General features: G+C 51.3%; 17 protein-coding genes and 2 pseudogenes. 10 read left to right on the top strand and 9 right to left on the bottom strand.

Going from position 1 to position 15,570, the window contains the following annotated elements; genetic code table 11:
• Nucleotides 1–39: 39 nt before the first annotated feature.
• The 4 genes from tnpB to BI292_RS24070 all read right to left on the bottom strand — a co-directional run bounded on the left by tnpB (nt 40) and on the right by BI292_RS24070 (nt 1,737).
• A complete protein-coding gene (gene tnpB / locus BI292_RS29285; protein WP_157831304.1) occupies nt 40–375 on the bottom strand; it encodes an IS66 family insertion sequence element accessory protein TnpB in 336 nt (111 codons plus the stop codon).
• Nucleotides 372–695 (bottom strand): transposase, encoded by a 324-nt coding sequence (locus BI292_RS24080; RefSeq protein WP_101209444.1) that lies wholly within the window; start codon nt 693–695, stop codon nt 372–374. Before BI292_RS24080 ends, tnpB begins: the two co-directional genes overlap by 4 nt.
• A 59-nt stretch (nt 696–754) precedes the next feature.
• Entirely contained in the window at nt 755–1,141 is a 387-nt protein-coding gene (locus tag BI292_RS24075) for a resolvase (RefSeq protein WP_101209443.1), read from the bottom strand.
• A 137-nt stretch (nt 1,142–1,278) separates the two neighbouring features.
• Nucleotides 1,279–1,737 (bottom strand): helix-turn-helix domain-containing protein, encoded by a 459-nt coding sequence (locus BI292_RS24070; protein ID WP_101209442.1) that lies wholly within the window; start codon nt 1,735–1,737, stop codon nt 1,279–1,281.
• A gap of 591 nt (nt 1,738–2,328) precedes the next feature.
• On the opposite strand from BI292_RS24070, the gene BI292_RS28850 reads away from it, so the two are divergent.
• The 4 genes from BI292_RS28850 to BI292_RS24050 all read left to right on the top strand — a co-directional run bounded on the left by BI292_RS28850 (nt 2,329) and on the right by BI292_RS24050 (nt 4,199).
• Nucleotides 2,329–2,544, top strand: a complete 216-nt coding sequence (locus BI292_RS28850) for a hypothetical protein (protein ID WP_157831303.1) — start codon at nt 2,329–2,331, stop codon at nt 2,542–2,544.
• A gap of 48 nt (nt 2,545–2,592) precedes the next feature.
• Nucleotides 2,593–3,321, top strand: a complete 729-nt coding sequence (locus BI292_RS24060) for a metallophosphoesterase (RefSeq protein ID WP_101209440.1) — start codon at nt 2,593–2,595, stop codon at nt 3,319–3,321.
• Nucleotides 3,322–3,388: 67 nt separating this feature from the next.
• A complete protein-coding gene (locus tag BI292_RS24055; protein WP_101209439.1) occupies nt 3,389–3,793 on the top strand; it encodes a hypothetical protein in 405 nt (134 codons plus the stop codon).
• A 49-nt stretch (nt 3,794–3,842) separates the two neighbouring features.
• Complete coding sequence (locus BI292_RS24050; protein WP_101209438.1) at nt 3,843–4,199, top strand: hypothetical protein; 357 nt, start codon at nt 3,843–3,845, stop codon at nt 4,197–4,199.
• Between the two features lie 49 nt (nt 4,200–4,248).
• On the opposite strand, the gene BI292_RS24045 is transcribed toward BI292_RS24050, so the two are convergent.
• The gene (locus tag BI292_RS24045; RefSeq protein ID WP_101209437.1) at nt 4,249–4,548 is read right to left on the bottom strand and encodes a hypothetical protein; all 300 of its coding nucleotides are present in this window, start codon (nt 4,546–4,548) and stop codon (nt 4,249–4,251) included.
• A gap of 1,028 nt (nt 4,549–5,576) precedes the next feature.
• Here BI292_RS24045 and BI292_RS29280 point away from each other — a divergent pair.
• The 3 genes and pseudogenes from BI292_RS29280 to BI292_RS24025 form a co-directional block, all read left to right on the top strand.
• A pseudogene (locus tag BI292_RS29280) lies at nt 5,577–5,824 on the top strand (hypothetical protein); the annotation flags it as partial.
• A gap of 78 nt (nt 5,825–5,902) precedes the next feature.
• A pseudogene (locus BI292_RS24030) lies at nt 5,903–6,037 on the top strand (transposase domain-containing protein); the annotation flags it as partial.
• 46 nt (nt 6,038–6,083) lie between these two features.
• Nucleotides 6,084–6,566 (top strand): OsmC family protein, encoded by a 483-nt coding sequence (locus BI292_RS24025; RefSeq protein ID WP_101209435.1) that lies wholly within the window; start codon nt 6,084–6,086, stop codon nt 6,564–6,566.
• Nucleotides 6,567–6,926: 360 nt separating this feature from the next.
• Here the strand turns inward: BI292_RS24025 and BI292_RS24020 are convergent, their stop codons facing one another.
• Together BI292_RS24020 and BI292_RS24015 are read right to left on the bottom strand one after the other, a co-directional pair.
• Complete coding sequence (locus BI292_RS24020; RefSeq protein WP_101209434.1) at nt 6,927–8,207, bottom strand: Y-family DNA polymerase; 1,281 nt, start codon at nt 8,205–8,207, stop codon at nt 6,927–6,929.
• Nucleotides 8,194–8,625: a LexA family transcriptional regulator gene (locus BI292_RS24015; RefSeq protein ID WP_101209433.1), complete on the bottom strand. Its 432-nt coding sequence runs from the start codon at nt 8,623–8,625 to the stop codon at nt 8,194–8,196. The genes BI292_RS24020 and BI292_RS24015 overlap by 14 nt, the downstream gene beginning before the upstream one ends.
• 98 nt (nt 8,626–8,723) lie before the next feature.
• Here BI292_RS24015 and BI292_RS24010 point away from each other — a divergent pair, with 98 nt between their 5' ends.
• The 3 genes from BI292_RS24010 (at nt 8,724) to BI292_RS24000 (ending at nt 10,563) form a co-directional block, all read left to right on the top strand.
• Nucleotides 8,724–9,434, top strand: a complete 711-nt coding sequence (locus tag BI292_RS24010) for an SOS response-associated peptidase family protein (RefSeq protein WP_101209432.1) — start codon at nt 8,724–8,726, stop codon at nt 9,432–9,434.
• 295 nt (nt 9,435–9,729) lie between these two features.
• Entirely contained in the window at nt 9,730–10,029 is a 300-nt protein-coding gene (locus tag BI292_RS24005; protein ID WP_101209431.1) for a hypothetical protein, read from the top strand.
• A gap of 168 nt (nt 10,030–10,197) precedes the next feature.
• Nucleotides 10,198–10,563 (top strand): histone-like nucleoid-structuring protein, MvaT/MvaU family, encoded by a 366-nt coding sequence (locus BI292_RS24000; protein ID WP_101209430.1) that lies wholly within the window; start codon nt 10,198–10,200, stop codon nt 10,561–10,563.
• A 285-nt stretch (nt 10,564–10,848) separates the two neighbouring features.
• On the opposite strand, the gene BI292_RS23995 is transcribed toward BI292_RS24000, so the two are convergent.
• Nucleotides 10,849–11,937: a 3-deoxy-7-phosphoheptulonate synthase gene (locus BI292_RS23995; RefSeq protein ID WP_101209429.1), complete on the bottom strand. Its 1,089-nt coding sequence runs from the start codon at nt 11,935–11,937 to the stop codon at nt 10,849–10,851.
• Nucleotides 11,938–12,090: 153 nt separating this feature from the next.
• Nucleotides 12,091–15,552 (bottom strand): carboxylic acid reductase, encoded by a 3,462-nt coding sequence (gene car, locus BI292_RS23990; protein ID WP_101209428.1) that lies wholly within the window; start codon nt 15,550–15,552, stop codon nt 12,091–12,093.
• Between the last annotated feature and the right edge of the window lie 18 nt (nt 15,553–15,570).

Raw genomic sequence — 15,570 nt, 5'->3', positions numbered from 1 at the left:
ACCGCCTACGGCAGCAGGCTCAGACGCTAATTACACTTTTTAAAGGATCGTGATTGCACCGCCAGCCCCAACGCGCTGCCACGGCAGACCAAGCACCAAGGCTTGAAGTTGTTCAGTATCCAGTTCCAGCTCGCTACCTTGTCGAGTGCCTGGCCAGTGAAATTTTCCTTGATTCAACCGCCGAGCTGCTAACCAAACCCCAATCCCGTCGTGTACCAGCACTTTCATCCGGTTGGCCCGTCGATTGGCAAACAAATAAGCGCAGTGCGGCTTCGCCGCACCAAATACCGTAATGACTCTGGCCAAAGCAGTCTCGGTACCGGCGCGCATATCCATGGGCTCAGTAGCGAGCCAAATGGCGTCGATGCGGATCATTGAGCAAGCTCACGGATAAAACGGGCACACCCCACAGGGTCTGTAGATGGCCACTTCACGGTGAGGTTCTGCTGGCCGAAAGGCACCTCGATGGTGACGAACATTTGCTGATCGGGCGTTGGTAGGGATGGTAGTTTGATCGGAACGAAAGCGGGCAACGCCGGCGCCTGGCAATCACGATAAACAGGTAACCACTTTCGAACCAAGTTGGCGTTGATGCCGTGGCGCTGGGCTACGCTGGCTAGCGACACGCCGGGTTGCAGGCATTCCTGGACGATCTGGGCTTTAAGGGGTTTGGGGTAAGAGGTTCTTTGGCGCATGGCGATCCTGATGATAAGGGCAATGGTGTCCACGTATTTTTAAGAGGAGAACATCGCCCTTATTGCAGGGGATTGGTAGGTGACTTCGCCGGGCGCTTACAACCTTCCGGCTTCCCACGCGAGCGCTGCACAAGCGTGTCGTCAACGATCTGCGTTTCAAGAAGATCCAAACCTCCTTCTGATCGAAAATTCTCCAAGACGACGCGTACTCGTTCTAAAGCAGCTTCGGGGAGCTCACCATTTCTCAACGAGATGCTGATGGCTAGAAGGGCCACAGGGTCAAGCTTCAGAGGCGCGGATAGCTCGATCAATTTGTCAACAGGGATGTTGATCTTCCCACTTTCGAGCGCACTGATGTTCTTGCGCGCGGTGACAGGCGCCAAGTATTCGTATGGCAGCCCGTGCGCCGAGCTGACTACCCGGATCGTTGCGGCAAAACAAACCATGCATATGCTCTTTGACATGCACCTATGGCTAGCATCTTCCTTTGTCCCAACACAATTCGCTTTTTTTTCCGTTAGTGGTTTCAACACAGCGGATCTAGCCAGCGCTGACTTGAGTCCAGGCGAGTAACTGGAAATAATCAAACCCAGAATCTCTGGACTGAAGACTTTGAAATACCTAGTGCTTCGGAGACTTCCTTTCTTGATTTACCTTCCTCTTTGAGACGCTTAACAGCGAGTCTCTTGCTGTCAGCAATTTCGCGAGCTTTAGCTTTTGATACGAGGCTGGAGCTTCGCTGCTCCTCGCGAATTTCCTCATCTAGGCCGATCGAGCGGAGCTGCCGAAGCTCTTCCTTCAGCTTGCCTATGACATCCAGAAAGTCCTGTCCACTCTCGATAGACTCGCACAGCACCATAAGCGCTAGGGGAGTGATCTCAAGGCTCTTTGAAAGCTCCTGCAGCTTGCCTAGCGATATATTTTTCGGCGTACCAGCCTCTAAGGCAAAGGCATAGCTCCTACTAGAGGGGAGTCGTTCCTGAGTGAGCTCTCTAGTTTTTCGTAGCGCGCGAAGCACAACCGCGAGACTCTGAGTCAGCATGACGACTTGTCCTCAAAGCGGAGGATAAGGCCAGCAAATTATTGACCCAGCTACTCTGTACATAGAGCTGTTGGGTCTGCTATCGTGATCGCCTTCTTGTCCTAATCATACTTTCAAGAAGGATGCAACAAAAACATTAGGCATAAATTGACACCTGGCGAATGGATGCGAAAAGCCGGAAAGGACTCATTCCTTTTTGTCCGAAAGCCACATTCCCCAGGCTCGTTGAATGCATAAGAAGCGCCGTAGGGCGTGTTATGGCATCACTCACGCCTCAGAGCTCTCAAACCAGATATTGATGTTACGGGTATAACCATCATGTTTATCTCAGATGAAACTTGTCTTGTCGGCCTACCGGGCTTTCCCGGGCCTGGCCTCACGGCTTGGCGGATGGTCGAGCGAGATTCGGAAGATTTTTGGTATCACGTTCGCTTTCGCATTTGTGAAGGAGCAAGGGCTCGGTTCAGAAAATTGATGCCATCAGACCCTTCGATGCTGACACACATACTCTCGCAGCGGAGCCCAGAGCATAAGATTGAGGTGGTTCAGGTTGTGACTCCCCCTTGCATGAGTGGGGGTTCTTTAGAACGTATGGAAAAGTTGATCAGTGCGATCGTCGGCTACGACGGCAACGGTGAGTGCGTACTGCTTCATAAAGTCGATAGCGGAGCAATCTACAGCAGCTCTCCCGGTGTGACCGACGCAGGTTTGCTCAGCAATATTCGAATGATTTACGACGCCACGACTGCTGCCGGGAAGCATTTCCATAGCACCAACTATCAGACCCCAACAAGAGTGACGCTCTGATAGAGGCAAGTGAACCCTGCCACGACAACACCACCAGATGGTTAATCTATGAAGATCCAAATCTACTCAGACCTGCACCTCGGCTTCGCTCGATTCGAGCCCGTGCCAAGCGACGTGGACGTAGTCATTCTCGCTGGTGACATTGATATCAAATCGCGTGGCGTGGTTTGGGCGAACGACACATTCCATTGCCCGGTGATTTACGTCTGCGGAAACCATGAGTACTACGGCGGCCATATTGATCGCACGCTTCGAAAAATGAAGGTCGCGGCAGCACCTCATGTCCACGTCCTAGAAAACGAGGCCTTGATCCTGAATCAAACTAGGTTTTTGGTCACGACAGCGTGGACAGACTTCTCGTCGACTGGAGACGTTGCTACCGCGAAGCGTGTCGCTTGGGAGTGGATGAACGACTTCACCGTCATCAGAACAGATGAGAGTTACCGACGCCTTCGTCCCGATGACCTGATCGCTAAATCTAAAGCAGCGTATGCCTGGCTCACACAGGAACTGGACAAACCATTCGATGGCGAAACAGTTGTAGTTACGCACCATGCACCGGTACTGGATTACGTCGGTGATGAGCTCCCTACACATTTGGTGGCTGCTTATGCCAATGACTGGAAGGAGCTCGTAGGCAGGGCCGATCTTTGGGTTTACGGGCATACCCACGTCTCAGCGGATTTCCTCAAGAATGGGTGCCGTGTGATCTCCAACCCTCGCGGCTATCCGAATCAACAAACCGGTTTCAATCCGGATTTTCTGATCGAGATTTGACGAGTAGTCGTTCCCCAACGAACCTCAGCGAACTGAATTTCGCTGCGTACGAATTCGAGAAAATTACATGGTCACGTTAGAAGAAATCTCGCGGTTGCTTTACGGCGCAGGCGAGGAGATGCCTGGTTGGCAGGGCTCCCAAGACGAGCTAATTGCATTGGCCGCAAAGACGTTCCCAGGCAAAGCATTCTGTGTTGTGAGGCAGTGGATCCTGATCAACCTCACTGTGACACCTGCTGAGAAGGAAAAACTCACCGGGCTTGGTCTACTTCCCGCGACGCTTTTCGCTCACGAAGTCGTCTTGGACAGTAAAGGGCGCTTCCAGCCACAGATGTGGGTACGCAGCAATTTCGGAAAATCATTCACGGAAGACTGCATGTTTGAAACCAAGAGTACGGTCTACCTCCTGCTGGGATCGGGTTTAAGAAAAAATGCCAGCATAGGTGCTGCTTTTTCGATGAAAGCAGGGTGAGGAGTGCTCGCAGAGAATTTAGACAGAATCGTTTTGGAGCTTGGGTTTGATGCCTGAAGTAACTGAGTTGGAGTTCCACAGTAAAGATTTAAGCGACTTTCAGCTGAGTCGCTTGGTGCGAGCAAGCCTTCGAAAATACACGGTGCCAGTCACTGCTTTCATTAGCGACGCTCTCATCGCGGATGAAACATGCCTGGGCGTTTCCTTCGACCATTCTGAGCGTGACGATGCGTACCATAGGGTGGATGGTTCTATTCTCCGGACAGGTAAAATTCAGTCAGCGAGGAAAGAAGGGTGGTTTTGGCTGCTCGAAACCCAAGACGGCAACTACGTCATCGCTAGCTTCAAGCGAGACCTCGGAAGAGCGAGCTTTCTCAAGCTTCTTCACTCCGCTGACCCGTGCTGAGTGATGTTCAACCGCCAACTAGGTTTCGCGCGACTCCGATGCGGCTGGCTCAATAACCGTAATCGCTAAGCAATTTCTTCAAAAACTCCCGCCGTCTTTGAACGATGCTCAAAATCAGATAGTCGCGGTTGGTGTCTCTCGTCGACAAGTGCCCGGCGTCCACCAAGCCATGGATGTAGCCTTCGGCCTTGCCTCGTGCTTCAAGCAAAGCATTGATGGATGTGCTTTTGTAGATGTCTTCAGCGATGAGCTGCCACCGCTGTTTCTGCCGGTGACCAATAGGGTCGTCGGAAAATTCCGGTGCGTTGATCAAGGTATTGAAATCGGCATGTGCGTTTGGTGTGTTCAAAGCGAATTCTCACAACAGTTACGTCTCTGTCTAACCTACCATGAGCACCCTTAACCGCCTGTTGCTGACTGGTTTATCGGCTTCATTTTTGTGGGGGTTGCCACGACCGCAAAGGCTAGGCGTTTACGCGAAGAGACGATTGCCTTGCTGCCGGCACATCGAAGATCAGCCAGGATTCGGCCCTCATAGGGGACATGCACTGCCTCGCTGAAAGACACGCCAACATTAGATGAGGGGGAGGTCGTTGAGGATGTTCCTAGATTGCGAATTTACCCAGCTCAATCAGGACTCGAAGCTCATATCACTAGCGCTGGTATCGGAGTCAGGCGAAGAGTTCTACGTTGAGCTGACGGATACCTATATGGTTGAGGACTGCAGTGATTTCGTCATCCATTATGTTTTACCGCAGCTCGATTCTAGAAGGTATGGCCAGTCGCTCATCGAGGCCCAACACTCACTTCGAAGATTTCTAGGCGGCTTCGATGGAGAGCTTGAGGTATGTTCAGATGCGCCAAATTGGGACTGGGATTTTTTCTGTTATCTCGTTGATGTTAAGAATCAACCATGGCCAGACCAGGTAACGAATCAACCGACCAACCTCATAAGCCTTTTCAGTCAGATAAATACCGAAGCTCTTGAGCACGTTGGGCTATGTGATCTACCTCACCATGCTTTGCTAGACGCACGAGTGCTTGCGGAGCTTTTCGAGATTTTGGTATCCCAGCTTAAGGTTTCATCAAAAAGGGGCTTCTTAGCTCGAAGATTTCTTACGCCGTAATGAATGCTTGCAGCCCATGATTGGCAAATGACCTAAGTGAGTGGTGACTGTGTCCGCACAGGTTGGAGAGGGTGCACGCCTGAGCTTCATGGCACGCCACAATCAGGGTTCACGGAGCACTGCATGCGATCGATTTCGACAACAAAGGGTACGGCGGGGAAAGTGGCAAAACTGAATTATTGGAAAATATGGTTCAGCAATAATTATGGCTCAGTCATAATTTCAGATGTCTTCTATCCAGGTAATGGCTAGCGCTGGTATCAGTGCGGTTTTTGGCCACAACCGAAACGACAAGTATGGTCGGTTTGGTGATGGTCATCTGATCAGGACTTCTGCGTGTTGAAGGTCGAACGTGAGAGGAGGTTTTGGGTGATGACAACTAAGAAGTCGCGGTACGTCCTAGCGACGTTTCAGAGGGGCAATGGACGAGCCTCCTTGCGTGACTATCTGCGGGTATCAAAGGGGCAACACCATTTTACTCAGCGCTTGTTGCAGTGATGCGGGGCAAGCTGCTGCTGCACGTTTAATCGGGTACGCAATGAGCTTGCAAGGTGTCTAGGGAGTCCGGGGCGATTCAACCTGATCCAGTCGGCGCGACTCAACGGGCATGATCCGTATGCTTATTTAAAGGACGTCCTCACTCGCCTGCCGACGCAGCGGGCCAGTGAGATTATGGAGCTGCTACCTCATCGATGGGTGCCTGCTCAATAAGTCCGCTTTTTAACGGACTTTTCGAAAACTTTCCTAGGAGGGATCAATGGTAGATAAAACGCACGAGTACGAAGTCCAGGTAACTTGGGCCGGCAACAACGGAACAGGAACGTCATCTTATCGGGGTTACAGCCGGGCGCACGTAATCGCAGCTAACGGCAAAATACCAATTGAGGGGTCGTCCGATCCCAGTTTTCGAGGAGACCCAACACGCTGGAACCCCGAGGAATTGCTCTTGGCATCCTTATCTGCGTGCCACAAGCTTTGGTACCTTGGCCTTTGTGCTGAGGCCGGGATCGTTGTGGTGGCCTACGAGGACAATGCTCAAGGAACAATGGTCGAGGAGAGCGACGGCGCTGGCCAGTTCACCTCAGTTGTTTTGAGGCCGAAAGTGATTCTGGCATCGGGGTCTGAGATCGCAAAAGCTCAGACGCTGCACAAAATGGCTCATGAGAAATGCTTCATTGCCCGTTCGGTAAACTTTCCAGTCAGCCACGCACCCGAAATATCGATAAGCCCATACACCTAGTTAGCTAGAGATGGTGTCCGCATAGTCGGACACCCTCTCAAAGTCTACGTAGCTGACTAGATGACATTGCCGCACGCTTACACTCCACTTCGTTTGGGGGTGGTTGTACGGTGCGACTGGAGGTGGCGAGTCTAACTATGTCGAGTTTGTCGAGTAGTTAAAGGCTTTACTTAGATAGGCAGGCACTCATCGACTCGCTGCGAGGCGCAGTCCCTGGACTGCTCATCCGCACCCGCGCGGCCAGTGAAGCACCATCGTTACAATGACATCCAGACCGTGATGACTTCAGCTTTGAGTGTCCGCTTCTGGCTGAAAGCCGTCATTCACGACGGCGCTATCTAAAACGCAAATGCCGCGCCGTTATTGGGCTCTCACCGTCCACAGCTCATTTACGTTGGTCGTGTAGCTCTGGCTCATCAGCTCTCGACGCATCGCCCAACCAGGTGCGACAGGCACACTAGCCACCCGCAGCACTCTTTTTCCCCAGCGGCCATTGATTTCATCCAGAACGCTCATCACCTTGTTAGCCATCACTGGCTGCGAGTGCGCGAACAAATCGTCGGTGAATTCACCCGGCTGACGCAGATCCATCAGCAGAACCTCCGCTTTGCTGTATTTGAAGCCTGGTCGGAAGAGGCGATTGACGGCTTCGGTCGCTGCCTTGGTCATGAGTCGAACATCGTTTGTCGGGTAGGGTAGTTCGACGAGTGCGCCGTTTGCGTACTTCGCTTCTTCGGGATTGAACATGCCTGTCCTGATACTCACGCGGATCTTTTTGCACAGCGAGTTTTGCGCTCTGAGCTTTTCCGCCGCGCGTTGGGTGTAGGTGGCGACGGCCTCCTTGATCGGCTCGATCTGCGTCAGCCTGGTGCCGAACATCCTGCTACAGCAAATCTCCTGCTTGGGTGGGTCAGCTTCACCTAGTTCCAGACATGAGGTGCCTGCAAGCTCGCGAGCAGTCTTCTCGATCACCACACTGAATTTCTGGCGCAGCATCCACGGATCGGCTTTCGCCAACTCCATTGCGGTCTTGATGCCCATCATTTCCAGGTTTGCCTTCATGCGCCTGCCGATGCCCCAGACCTCGCCAACATCGGTGTTGCGCAGCGTCCAATCCCGTTTGAACGGGTCGCACAGATCCACCACACCACCGGTGATATCTAACAATCGCTTGGCAGTATGGTTCGCAAGCTTTGCCAGAGTCTTGGTGCGGGCAATGCCAACTCCGACAGGAATGCCCGTGCGCTTAAAAAGCGCGGAGCGAATTTGTCTACCAAACGCTGACAAATCACCAGGCATGCCAGTCAGGTCGGCAAATGCTTCATCGATGCTGTAAACCTCAAGAGCCGGCACCATTGATTCAATGATCGTCATGACGCGTTCGCTCATGTCGCCATACAGAGCGTAATTACTGCTGAAGGCCACGACTCCATGCCGGCGTAGATGGTCTTTGATCTGGAAGTACGGCTGGCCCATTTTCACGAAAGGCTTGGCGTCGTAGCTGCGCGCAATCACACAGCCGTCATTGTTGGACAGCACCACGATAGGTGTCTTTGCCAGGTCGGGTCTGAACACTCGCTCGCAGCTCGCATAGAAGCTGTTGCAGTCAATCAGGGCAAAGACTGGCTCAAGTGTTTTCATGATTGCGCACGCTGTATTTCACCACACCCCAGATCACGAGCTCATCGCCCTCCATGACATGTCTTGCCGGATATTTCGGATTCTCCGACAGGAGGAGTACGGCGTTCTCACGCAGAAGCAGGCGCTTGCAGAAAGGCTCCGAGTTCAGCGCGGCGATGACGATATCGCCACTGACCGCATCGATGCTTCGATCAACGACCACCAGATCACCCGAATAGATTCCGGCGCCCTGCATGCTGTCTCCATCAATCCTCACCAAGTACACGTGCGGCGCGCGGATATCGAACAGCTCATCGAGGGAAATGTGCTTTTCGATGTGATCAGCCGCAGGGGAGGGGAAGCCCGCCGGCACCCTGGATGAATAGAGAGGCAGCTTCCTACCGCCAGACGCGAGAGGGCCGAGGATGGTGATGCTCATGATGCAAGCCTTATGAGGTTAACTGTACATGCATACAGTTAACGATTTGGTTCGCTTGCGGTCAATCTTTTAGGTACGACAATTCGACGGGTGACACCATGTGCGGACGCTACTCGATCTACGAATCAATGGATCACTACCTCAAGGAACTTGCGCCAAAGCAATTGGTGATCAATGGCTATGACCTTTGGCCAGTCGAGCGGTACAACGTCGCGCCTTCTACGCGGGTGGAAATCATCCGGCCAGTGGGAGAGGGCTTGAGTGTCGATAAGGTTAAATGGGGATGGGCGCCATTCTGGGCGAAGGGAAAGCGGCCTGACCCAATAAACGCGAGGGTCGAGACTGTCATGACCGGGAAATTTTTCAATCAGCTCTGGCCAAATGGTCGCGTCCTCGCGCCGGCGAACGGCTGGTTCGAATGGGTCAAAGACGAAAATGATTCAAAGAAAAAGCAACCCTATTTCATCACGTTGAAGGAGCAGATTCCGATGTTCTTTGCGGGTTTGGCTGAGGTGCACGAAGGCCTCGAGCCGGATGATCGAGACGGCTTTGTGATCATCACGGCTGCTAGTGACCAAGGTATGGTCGATATCCATGACCGCAAACCTCTGGTTCTGGCACCTGAGCACGCTCGCGAATGGATTGATCCTGAAACTTCAGTTGAACGAGCGAAGGAAATCGCGATGGAACACTGCCGACCAGTTACCGACTTTCATTGGTACAAGGTTCGCAAGGATGTAGGTAACGTTCGTAATCAAGGCCCGCATTTGATTCAGCCCCTCTCACTGGTCGAAGACGTCGATGACTGATTTCAGCCGCAGTCTGAGAGCCGGCGTATCGGCAGCTGCACGCCAGCGAACTGAAGCATTGGGTTGAGGAGGGGAGTAAGGTTTTTCCATGCGCGCCCATCTGAATGTAAAAGCAGCCGTATTAGTCATGGCATTCCCACCGTCTATTCGTACTTTCCGGCTTCAATCGTTGATTGTTCGACCTCAACCCGGGACGTGACTCACCACCATCTGGCCGGGTGAACTGCCGGTAGTTTGAACGACCCCCTGCGCCCGGAAGTCTACCTGTATCTGCTTATTGATAAGGTACAGAGCAATGGATAAGACAATCACCGTCGATCAATTGGCGACCACCGACCTAGGATCAATCAACGAGATATGGCTCGGCGAGACTCATACCCAGCTATGCCTATGGCGGGGCGAACAAGTCTTCACCCACGAGATGATGAGCGAGGGCACCCACGATCAGAATGTCCGACGCTTGTGCTTGCAATTGGTCAACCCTGACGATCAAGCCGCAGTTGTCAGCGTTGAGTTGATCGTGCGCGAACAGCTAAAAAAGATGGGGAAGGAGGGGGAGTTTTATCCGGCTGAGGAGGCGGATACTCATCAATAAGAAAAGGAGCATCGGCCATTCACAGGTAGTCAACTCGGGGCCTATTGTCGCTTGGAAGCAGATTTATATCGGCCGGCCGGGTGAAAGACATCAGGCGCAATTCCTTATTATTGCGGGCCGTGATTTATGGTGTAACCTTCAGGTATTACTCGCATCGAGAATTTTTTTATGTCTAAACTTGCCGAATTCCGCCAACTCGAAAAACACCTTGCCGAACAGCTCCAAGCGCTTGAGGCTCTCAAGGGTGACGCTGGCCTCAAGAAAGAAATAGAATTCGAGACCAAACTGCGTGATTTGCTCGCAAAATATGGCTACAGCCTTAAGGACGTGATCAAACTGCTTGATCCGCAAGCAGGTCGTCGCGTACTAGCAGGCGAGCGTAAAGCTGGAGCCCGCAAGGCTCGCGAAGTGAAGTTTTATAAGAACCCGAATACTGGTGAGACGATTGAGACCAAGGGTGGAAACCATAAGGGTCTCAAAGAGTGGAAAGCGAAACATGGCTCCGACACGGTTGAATCCTGGCTGACCAAGTAACATTGGTTTGAGTACAAAGGGCCCTTCGCGGGCCCTTTTTTATTGGCGGAAGCGACTAAGGGTATGGTTGCTGTTATACAGATGAGGTTAATGAATGCTGCGAGTGGTTCTAGCAACGATAGTACTCGGCTACGGCATTCAGACAGGAAGCTAGTAGAAAAAACTGGATTCAGATACTGTGACATTTGCTAGATTACCGGTGTTGGAGTGGCTCACCTAATGTTCATCATGAGGCACGGTTATGCCAACGCCTGGTAAATCCGCTTCCAATCCCCGCGGTTGCAGTTAGACAGCAATCCCCCTCATCCGAGGTTTAGCCTTGGCTAGCATTAATGCAGCATTGGTTAACGTAGCCTCGGTAGCGTCCCACCCCAAACATGCGTCAGTCACTGACACGCCATATCGCATGGAGTTGCCTAATACCTGGCAGCCGTCATAAAGATGGCTCTCCAGCATCATCCCTTTCAGAGAATGCTCTCCGTCCAAGCGCTGCTCCAGCACATTTGCAAATACTCCGGGTTGCCGAGTATGAGTCTTGCCGCTGTTAGAGTGACTGCAATCAACCAAAATCCGAGAGGGAAGGGCGGCTTTATCCATGGCTGTCTTAGCGGCTGCAACGCTGAAACGATCATAATTGGGGCCTGCGATACCTCCCCTTAGTACTAGATGAGTATCTGGGTTGCCATTGGTTTTAAGAACCGCCGCGAACCCTTGGCTGCTGACTCCGAAATGGGTGTGTGGATGTGCTGCAGCACGCATGGCATCGCATGCAATTGCAACGCCTCCGTCGGTACCATTCTTGAAGCCTACTGGGATGTCTAAACCGCTCACTAACTCTCGATGGACTTGTGATTCGGTGGTTCGAGCTCCAACAGCAGCCCAGCTCATCAAATCATCGAAATATCCGGCTGCTATGGGGTGAAGGATTTCATTTGCAATAGGTAAGCCTTTGGCCGCGATATCTCGCAACAGCATCCGCGCAACCTCCAACCCTGCATGTACATCATTGCTACCATTGAGCCAAGGGTCGTACGCCAAGCCCTTCCAGCCGACTGTCGTGCGCGGCTTTTCAACGTATGCACGCATCACTAAATAGATCTCGTCATTTAACGATTGAGCTAAAGCTATAAGTTTTTCGGCATATTCAAGTGCCGAGTCTGGGTGGTGGAGCGAACAGGGCCCCACAATCACTAGCAGTCTTTCATCTTGACCGCTCAGGATTGCACGTATTGTATTGCGGTTGTCTTGGACTTGATGCGAGAGTGTGTCAGTTATTGGGAGTTTTCGTTTAAGTTCAAGAGTGCTTGGTAGTTGCAGTTGTGCATCAGAAAATACTGATAATGAAGCCGGTGACGCGAGCGAATGGGATTTCATTTTAGTTACCTGATTATAAACGAAAGTTTTGCAGCTCCCAGTCAACAGGAGCTGCAACCAACCATCTCAAAGTTCTGTTTGTCACCAAAAACAGTGATCGATAGAGTCGACCATTTACGACTGGCTCAAACGGTTACGTACGATTTTCTTGGCTTACAACTGCAATTCAGGTATGGCAGCGGAAGAAGTGCGATTTAACCTTTTATGCAGATCTCCCAAGAGCCCCAAGGATTGCAAGTCCGTCACATATTTCCGAATTAGAGATTCAGATATATGTGGGATTGCAAAGGCTCCTGAACCAGAATCGAATGTCTCAACGGCTTCTTGAAAACGATTGGAAGGAATGGTTGAGCCACTGATGACCTCTGCTGGTTCGCTAAAACCATGCATGAGCGGTAGTATTGAATGCTGCTTCAGGCGTTCCGGAAGGCCGAGCAGTGCTGTTTCTAACCGGTTGTACCAATCAGCGTAGTCAGCAATTTTTCTGATGTTGACGCCATGGTCAGTCATCCAGCCGACAAACGTGTCCAGCGAAATTCCATCGTCATGCGGATTCACCAAATTGAATGACCGATACGACTCCGTGTGTTGTTTTACCCCGATTTTCAATATCGCGGAGGCAGTGAAGTCTACCGGCAGCCCATCGTAATGAGGCAGTCCAACGTTGTTAGTGGCGCGGTAGAACGATGGCGGGGCAATGCCTGTAAGTGCGACGCTCAAAAGAAGGCGAGTAAACATATCGGGGACATTCAACTGTCCAGGATATTGGCTATGCGCCAGAATCATGCTTGAACGGAATGTGGTGACAGGCAAACCGTAATGGCTGTGTGCTTCTCTTAGCAACACCTCACTTGCCCATTTACTCAGCGCGTAGCCGGCCGCGTAAGTGTCTTCCGCTTCTATTTCTGCGGCTGCAATGCGGATGTCAGCGTCTTCATCCAAGGTGGTTTCGGTGTTTACTAAAGATGCCACGGCAATGCTGGATAGGAATACAACAGGCTTCAGGTGGTTTGAGAGAGCCAAGCTGATGATTTCCGCAGTGCCCGTCACATTGGCGTCGAACAAGTTGCTGTACGGCAGGACGTGGTTAACTAGGGCTCCTGCGTGGACGATGGTGTCTACTTCCTTGCCCAGTTTGTCCCAGGTTTCCGGATCCAGTCCAAGTTTGGGTTCGCCAATATCGCCTGCCAGTACTTCAAGGTGCAGAGTGGATAGTGATCGTAGCTTTCTGGAAACTTGTGAATTTGCGCTACCAAACGACTCATAAAGTCGTTTGGTGGCCAAGGCCACATTTTTTCCTCGCACTACACAGATCAGCTTACCCCCCGTTTCACCAAACTCCTCTAGCAATTGAAGGCACAAGAACCTACCGAGATAACCGGTCGAGCCCGTGAGCAGGATTGTTCGAGCTGAATTGGAGGATGGTTTCAGCCCTTGTGCTTTCTCTAGGATATCTGGGCTAATGAATTTTTGGAGTGAAAGATCCTTTGCGTTGAATACGTTTGGCTTTGCACCGTGAATTGAGGCAGCTGAGGGGCGAATCTGGCCCGAATGGAGTGTCTTCTCGATGTAGTCAGAAACGTGCTGTAAGTCGTACGCGGGGCTGATTAGCATATCGACAGGAATGGTGATGCCGTAAGCATCAGAAAGTATCGAAGCGAGACTGACAGCAGATAAAGAGTCTCCGCCTAGCTCTCTGAACTGTGCGTGAGAACTGATCTCCTCAGTCGCGCCCCCCACTAAGCTGCGCACTGCTTGTTTTAGCGTTTCGAGTACCGTCTGCTGGTTTATCCGTTCGTGGATATCATGAAGTTCATTCAATTCTTTGGATACAAGCTGAATGTTCAACTCTTCAAGTTGAGAGGCGTACTTTTCTCGAAGCTTAGGCCACAATGGTTTGCCGTGATCAGAAAGCAGACCATTAGTCTGGGTGAAGGGTTCATTGTCGATTAACAAGTCTCTTGGAATTTCATAGCTGCGCAGTTCGGAGGTTTTCGCCACTTTACGAATGGCGTCACCGATAAATTGCTTGATCAGTTCTGCTTTACCATCGAATCGTTGCGCAAGGTGTTTGGAGGGAACAACGACAGCGAGTAGGTAAGACCACTCGCTTTTTCCATACACGAAGATACTTTGGATCTCCGGTATTGCCGAGAAAATGGTCTCCAATTTCGCAGTCGCTACAAATTCGCCCTGGGACAATTTGATTACATTCTTACGACGATCTACATAGACCAGTCGGTTATGACCCGTTTCGGCCACAATATCCCCAGTTTTGTAGTATCCATGCTCATCGAAGAGCTCCGAGGCCAGCTCCGGTCGTTTGTAGTAGCCAGGGATGATTGACTGCGTTTTTAAAAGTAACTCGCCGCGAGGAAATGGCGAATCGGTACCGTAATAGCCGAGTTCGGGTACATCGATAATTCTATAGTCTTCGACTGGAGGACTAAGTAGCTCATTATCAATCCAGATTGCACCTGCTTCTGTGGAACCGTAAACATTGTGAAGAGGAATATTCAGCAGCGACTCCGTAAAAATCTTCAACTCATTGGACAGCGGGGCGGAGCTGCAACTGGCCCAGCCTACCTGGCCTCCCAAGATATTTACTCGGATATCTTCCAGAATCGTCAAGGATGTATCATCGCCGTGGCTCGCTCTTTTTCTGGCCAGCTCTGTTTGATATTTTTGGTAAATCATCTCGCATATCCGTGGCACCAACGACAACTCCGTTGGCTTGCTCAACGAGATGTCTTCGAGCAGAGTGGAAAGATTGCTCTTGGCCGTGAAATAACAGGTGCCGCCTCTAGCAAGAGTGCTTTTAAGCGAAGAGTGGCCAGCGACGTGGCTCATTGGCATATAGTGAAATGTAATAGCTCTCTCTTCTGAAAAAATGGTAGCCCACGAGCCGCCCCACATTCCAGATGCAAGCTTCTGTGTGTACATGGCTCCTTTGGGTGTGCCAGTGCTACCAGAGGTATATATCAGCATCGACAACTCTTCATCTGAGGTAGAGCTGCTATACATGGGGGGCTCAGATAGGGCAGTCCCCCTTTTAATCAGATCTTGAAGAGGTTCGATTGATATCACACTGGAGTTGCTGTCAAGTTGACTAAGTACGGCGTTGAGTTTTTTCGAGTGTTCAGATATCTGTGAGTAGTAGTCCAGCAGCAAAATTCGACGAATAGAAGGGGTTTTAATTGCGACTTCTACGGCGATATCCAAGTAGTCGATACTTGTAGCGAAGACCAAAGGTTCGGTTTCTTGCAAAATCGAGTCTATTTGAGCTTGAGATGATCCTGTTTGAAGAGGGACGACTATCGCACCGAGACGAATGCAAGCTAAGTCTAATATGGCGTAGTCACCGCTCGTGAAGGCTAGAAATGCAACCGAACTGCCTGCAGTCAAAGGCGCATTAGTACTGTGGTGTAGTTCGGCTGCCAAGGCACCTGTTCGCTTCCAGAGCTCGCCATAAGTTATCGTGCCGTAACTTGGCAGCAGCTTCAATGACACCTCTTGACTGGAGTCATCAGTAATAAATATTTTGTCTCGCTCCCCAATAGCAGGGCGATCCGCGTACTTGCTCATCGTGTCAGCGACGATTTTTGCCAAGCTCATAATTCATTCCTTGATAAA

Origin of the sequence: Pseudomonas sp. 43NM1 (assembly GCF_002836905.1) — a bacterium.
In the GTDB taxonomy this organism is placed as follows: Bacteria; Pseudomonadota; Gammaproteobacteria; order Pseudomonadales; family Pseudomonadaceae; genus Aquipseudomonas; species Aquipseudomonas prosekii.
The sequence above is the reverse complement of the archived record's forward strand: the minus strand, read 5'-3'. Positions and strand labels throughout refer to the sequence as shown.